The sequence below is a fragment of the Helicobacter muridarum genome, from assembly GCF_000765805.2.
GTDB classification, from domain to species: domain Bacteria; phylum Campylobacterota; class Campylobacteria; order Campylobacterales; family Helicobacteraceae; genus Helicobacter_A; species Helicobacter_A muridarum.
Genome location: NZ_JRPD02000048.1, coordinates 1 through 5875, shown reverse-complemented (window position 1 = coordinate 5875; position 5875 = coordinate 1). Strand labels below are relative to the sequence as shown.

The 5875-nt window shown below is 33.7% G+C and carries 5 protein-coding genes; 1 reads left to right on the top strand and 4 read right to left on the bottom strand.

The features are described from left to right. The first annotated feature begins 150 nt into the window (after positions 1-150). Positions 151-2973, top strand: coding sequence for an excinuclease ABC subunit UvrA (uvrA, locus tag LS73_RS09580; protein WP_172458483.1), 2823 nt, complete (start codon positions 151-153; stop codon positions 2971-2973). Between the two features lie 483 nt (positions 2974-3456). Here the strand turns inward: uvrA and LS73_RS09575 are convergent, their stop codons facing one another. The 4 genes from LS73_RS09575 to LS73_RS09560 form a co-directional block, all read right to left on the bottom strand. Continuing rightward, positions 3457-4014 (bottom strand): hypothetical protein, encoded by a 558-nt coding sequence (locus LS73_RS09575; protein WP_034556731.1) that lies wholly within the window; start codon positions 4012-4014, stop codon positions 3457-3459. A gap of 12 nt (positions 4015-4026) precedes the next feature. Continuing rightward, entirely contained in the window at positions 4027-4296 is a 270-nt protein-coding gene (locus LS73_RS09570) for a hypothetical protein (RefSeq protein ID WP_034556728.1), read from the bottom strand. Positions 4297-4647: 351 nt separating this feature from the next. Then, positions 4648-5406, bottom strand: coding sequence for an acyltransferase (locus LS73_RS09565; protein ID WP_201273584.1), 759 nt, complete (start codon positions 5404-5406; stop codon positions 4648-4650). A gap of 9 nt (positions 5407-5415) precedes the next feature. Beyond that, a partial coding sequence (locus tag LS73_RS09560; RefSeq protein WP_138070030.1) for an AMP-binding enzyme occupies positions 5416-5875 on the bottom strand: 460 nt, incomplete at its 5' end.

The following is a 5875-nucleotide window of genomic DNA, read 5'->3' as shown; positions in this document are numbered from 1 at the left end:
TACTACTATAACACCTAAAATATTATAGTTTCCATATTACAAGAAAAAAGGTTTAGAATGACAAAAAGGGAATACTTAGAAATCTTTCCATATAAGCATTATGTAAGTTTGGATAGAATCTAAAGCTTACAAATATAGAAAGGCATAATGATGAAAGAGCATATAAAAATCATAGGCGCGAAGGAGAATAATCTAAAAAATATCAATCTGGAGATTCCAAAAAACAAACTTATTGTTTTCACAGGACTTAGCGGTAGCGGGAAAAGCACATTAGCATTTGATACATTATATGCTGAAGGACAAAGGCGCTATATAGAATCTCTCTCAAGCTATGTGCGACAATTCTTAGATAAAGTAAGCAAACCAAATGTAGATAAAATCGAAGGGCTAACCCCAGCCATTGCAATAGATCAAAAAACAACTTCCAAGAATCCAAGATCAACTGTTGGCACAATTACAGAAATTTATGATTACCTTAGACTACTATATGCTAGGATTGGAATCCAACACTGCCATTTATGCGGAGAAAAAATAAGCTCTATGTCAGCCTCTGATATTATTACTGAAGTGCTAAAACTACCTAAGGATTCTAAGCTAATCATCTATGCCCCGCTAGTAAAGGATAAAAAGGGTAGCTTTCATGATAAGCTAGAATCTTTGCGCAATAAGGGCTTTGTTAGAGCAAAGATTAATGGCGTTATGGTAAGGCTAGATGAAGAAATTAGCCTATCTAAGACAAAGAAGCATACAATAAGCTTAGTCATGGATAGAGTAACGCTAAATGATTCCAATGCTACAAGAATTGCAAATGCCATTGAATCGGGCTTAAAGGAATCATATGGTGAAATTGAGATTGAAGTTTTAAAAGATAATGGTTCAAATGAGATAATACATTACAGCGAGCATTTAGCTTGCTTCCAATGTAAAGTAAGCTTTGAATCTTTAGAACCGCTCGCCTTTTCCTTTAACTCACCTAAAGGTGCATGTAAAGACTGCGGAGGGCTTGGCATGAAATATAGTCTTGATGCTAATTGTGTCATAGACAAAAATGAGCCTATGAATAAGGGGGGAATCAAATTTATATTTGGATTCAATAAAAGCTATTATTATGCGTTATTTGAGGGATTTTGTCTAGCTTATGAGATACAGCCAGATTCTACATTTGCAAGCCTTACTAGCGAAGTGCAAAATGCTATGCTATATGGCAGTGCTAAGCAAATAGAAGTTTCTTGGAAAGATTCTAAGATAAAGCAATCATGGAAGGGAATACTACAAATAGCCCTTGATGTGCTAAAAGATGATGCAACAAATTACATGACAGAAAAAACTTGTAAATCTTGCAATGGTCATAGGTTAAATCCTCAATCTCTAAGCGTAAAAGTTGCAAATAAGGGTATAGCAGAAGTAATAACTATGCCTATACAAGAATGCTATGAATTTTTTAATAACGAAAATAACTTTACATATCTAAGTGCCCAAAACATGCAAATTTCAGATTCAATACTAAAAGAAATAAAAGAAAGACTCTTTTTTTTATACGACGTAGGACTTGGCTATCTAACACTACATAGAGACGCAAGAAGCATTAGCGGCGGAGAAAGTCAGAGGATTCGTATAGCAAGTCAAATTGGAAGCGGGCTAACAGGTGTTATGTATGTTCTTGATGAGCCTAGCATAGGCTTGCACGAAAGAGATACTCTAAAGCTTATTAAAACACTAAGGTCATTGCAAGAAAAGGGCAACACAGTGATTGTAGTAGAGCATGATAAAGAGACTATTATGTGTGCGGATTATATTGTAGATATTGGTCCTGGGGCTGGAATATATGGCGGTGAAATAGTATTTAGCGGCAAAGTAAAAGATTTGCTTAAAACAAAAACCTTATCTGCCCAATATCTCAATGGAAATAAAAAAATTCACTATCCATTTCACAGAAAGCAAGAATTATGGTTAGAGATTAGCAAAGTATCTTTGCATAATCTAAAAAATGTGAATGTAAAGATTCCATTATCAAACTTTGTATGTGTTACAGGAGTTAGCGGAAGCGGAAAAAGCTCACTAGTTCTACATACAATCTTGCCTGTTGCTCAAGAATTGCTAAATAATAAAAAGAAAACACAAGCAAACAATGGCGTAGTAATCAAAGGATTAGATAAGTTAGACAAAGTTATATATCTTGATCAAAGCCCAATTGGTAGAACCCCTAGGAGCAATCCTAGCACATACACAGGGCTTATGGACGATATACGCCTATTATTCTCACAGACTAAGGAATCTAAGATTCGAGGATATAATGTTGGACGTTTTAGCTTTAATGTAAAAGGTGGTAGATGCGAGAAATGCCAAGGAGATGGAGAAATAAAAATAGAAATGCACTTTTTGCCAGATATAATGGTGCAATGTGATTCTTGTAAGGGTGCTAGATATAACCCCCAAACATTAGAAATCACCTATAAATCTAAAAATATATCTGATGTATTAAACATGAGCGTAGATGAAGCACTTGAGTTTTTTAATAAGATTCCAAAGATTTATAACAGATTGAAGACACTTCAAGCAGTAGGATTAGGATATATTAAACTAGGTCAAAGCTCACTTACATTAAGCGGCGGCGAAGCACAAAGAATCAAACTTAGCAAGGAGCTAAGTCGCAAGGACACAGGAAAAACTCTATATATACTAGATGAGCCAACTACAGGATTGCATTTCGCCGATGTAGATAAATTAACAGGCGTCATTCATCATCTAGTAGAGCTTGGCAACTCGGCTATTGTAATTGAGCATAATATTGATGTGATAAAAAATGCTGATTATATTATTGATATGGGTCCAGATGGTGGCAGTGGCGGAGGTAAAATTGTGGATTGTGGCACTGTAGCAGAAATCATTGTCAATCACAATAAAAGCGGGAGCTATACAGCGGAGTTTCTTGCAAAAGAGCTAAATAGAGATTGCTATAGTAATGGAGAATAACATTAACACTATAAAGTATTGTATAAAATCAAAGTGAGGGTTAAGTTTTTGATTTTGTCAAAAGGTTTTTTATATATTATAAAAAGAATCCTATACATTCCTTTACAAAATATTATACATGATATAAAAATGCTTGAAAATACAATTTCAAGGGCGTTATACGATCTTGCTCTTGTCATGTTGATGATTATCCTTATCGTTCTGAAGCGCAAAGCTATACTTATATGTTTTAATGAGATTCTTCACCTGCTAACGCAGGTTCAGAATGACAAAAAATGCCAAAGGGAAGAATCTCATAAGCAAAGCAAAAGGAAAATATATCTAACATCTTATTATGTATTAAGCTTTCTTAAGAAGGTGAAGATCTCATAAAATAGATATTTCAGTCCTTAAGTCATGATAAGGTAGAAGCTCAACAAATACTATAGGGCTTAATAATATTCAATATTATATTTATCAATTATATTAAGTCATCAAGCCCACCTATAAACTGGAGGAAGTGTATGCACTATTATCGTATGGATTATATCTATTAGTATTTGAGTTTTTATAATTAGAATCAAAGATAATGCCAAACTCAAAAAGCACAGCAAAATTTTTACTCGCAAGATAATTTATAGGTTGCGATTGAATAGTTATTACTTCTGAAGCATTAATATCATAATACAGCCCCTTAAGTCGCACATAAAGGTCTATTTTCCTATCATTATAAAATTGCATAAAATTATCTAAACTATAAATCATGCCAATAGAAGCCTCAAACCTATGTCCACCACGAAGCAAGGATTGATTAATCATAGCATCAATTGTATAGTATCCGCTAAAAAGATAACCATACCCTGCACTATATTCTATGTGTATATTCTTATCAATCGCTTTTATACCCATCATATTAATACCAACAAAGGACATAAACATATAGAGCTTATGGCTTACATCATTGCGAGGGACACTATATTCATCCATATTGATAATAAGAGAGAGTAAAATAGGATTTTGCAATGTCCAAAGATTCGCTCCTGCAAAAAAAGAGCCTTGCACAAAGTTCCCTATCTATTTTGCTAATCCTGCATTAGCATTAATATGCGTGCTAGTAAAGCCAAAATCTACATTGAATCCAAAACCACCCCATTCCCAATATTTACTAGCAAATGCTGCTAGATAAACTCCTGTATTGCTAACTTTGACTTCATTGCTAAAATTAAAATTACTATATGATGCACCAATTCCAAGCTTGAAATAAGAGCATGAAAACTCCTCACAACGATAAGCATATAAAAATGGCGAAAAGATAAAAAATAAAATAATTAGATATTTTGGCATTATATCTTGTGATTAAAGTTAAATTCTATATTATTACTAAGCTCTCTATTTACTAAAGATTCAATTCCCCATGCACCGAGACCAATAATAAGCCCAAAAAAAATGGACCAAATTTGCCTTTAGTTTCTCTCATCTCCTTTTCTGATAGAATAGCGACATCTACCTTTTCATCTCCAAAAAGAATATTATAATCTGCTTGATTCAATGTAAGATTTGATAAAGCACTTGCATAAATAGATGAAACGTTTATGCTAACAACAACAAATGAAACAAAAAATGACTTATAAATTTCATATATACTTTCAATATAATTGTATTTTATAGTCTATCAAATTAAAACTGAAAATATTATTAACACTTTAATAACCTTGCCATATATACCAATATAAAAACGAATCTATGCACATAAAAAATTACAATCATAACTACAAACTTCAGCAAATGCAAAATTACGGAGTATTGCTCCCCCCCCCCCCTCCCCAGTATTTGCATATTAGATTCCATATTAATAAGGCTTGTGCAATCTTTCTTATTATCAGATAGGTTTAGTGCTTTAGTCTTTAGGAATTCTTCTTCTAGTAATAAGATATTCTTATCGCGCTCCATAATTCGCTTAGCTGGACTGCCAAAGTAGATTCCAAAAGGCTTATTAGGGCGCATGACAAGGCTTAATGCACCAACACTAACTCCTTGTGCCAATCCCTTGCTAGTAGGCAAAATTACGCTTCCACTGCCAAGCAATGAATGCCGCTGTAAAACCACCTTTGCAGAACAAACATTCTTAAACTCATTTGGAATCATAGGATTGCTAAGGCTTCCACCGCTAAAGTCATCAGAGCTAGCAAATATCTTACAACCAATGCTAATTCCAACAAAATCCTCTATGACTATGCCTTCCATACCACCTATTAACGCGCTAAATGCTCCAATATGAACAAAATTAGCAATTTCTATTTTGCCGCTTAAAATTACAAAGTCATCTATGCGCACATTGCTAGCAATGCTTATAGTTTGTGGGCTATAGATGCTAGCCTTTTTACTAATTAATACATTATCACCTACACTACTTAGTCCAAGAGTTAGAAGCTCTTCTTTGGTATAAAAGCCCATGATTATTCCTTATTGTCTTACTGTTTTAAATCTCTCACTAATAGCAATAGATTCAACTATATTAATTTTAGTTGGTATCTTATAGGGTGCTAGTTTGTCTTTGCAAAAGATTCTTATAAACTTTTTTATCTCCATAGCATTTGGTATAACTTGTAACGGCTTGGTAGTCTTTAATATAGATTCTAAATTTTGTGTATCTAGCACAACTTTTGCACATACCATCTGCCCCATTATATTACTTTGCTCGCCATAAACTATGCAATGTTTAATAAATGGAATCTGAAGCAAAACTTTCTCTACTTCTTGGGGTATAACCTTTTCTCCGCCTATATTGATCACTTCCTTAGAGCGAGCTATAATCTTTATATACTCTTCTCCTTCTACTTTAAGAGTCTGCACTATATCACCTGTAGCAAAGTAACCTTCATTATCTAGCATAGCAATATCGCTATTGATATAGCCTAATCCG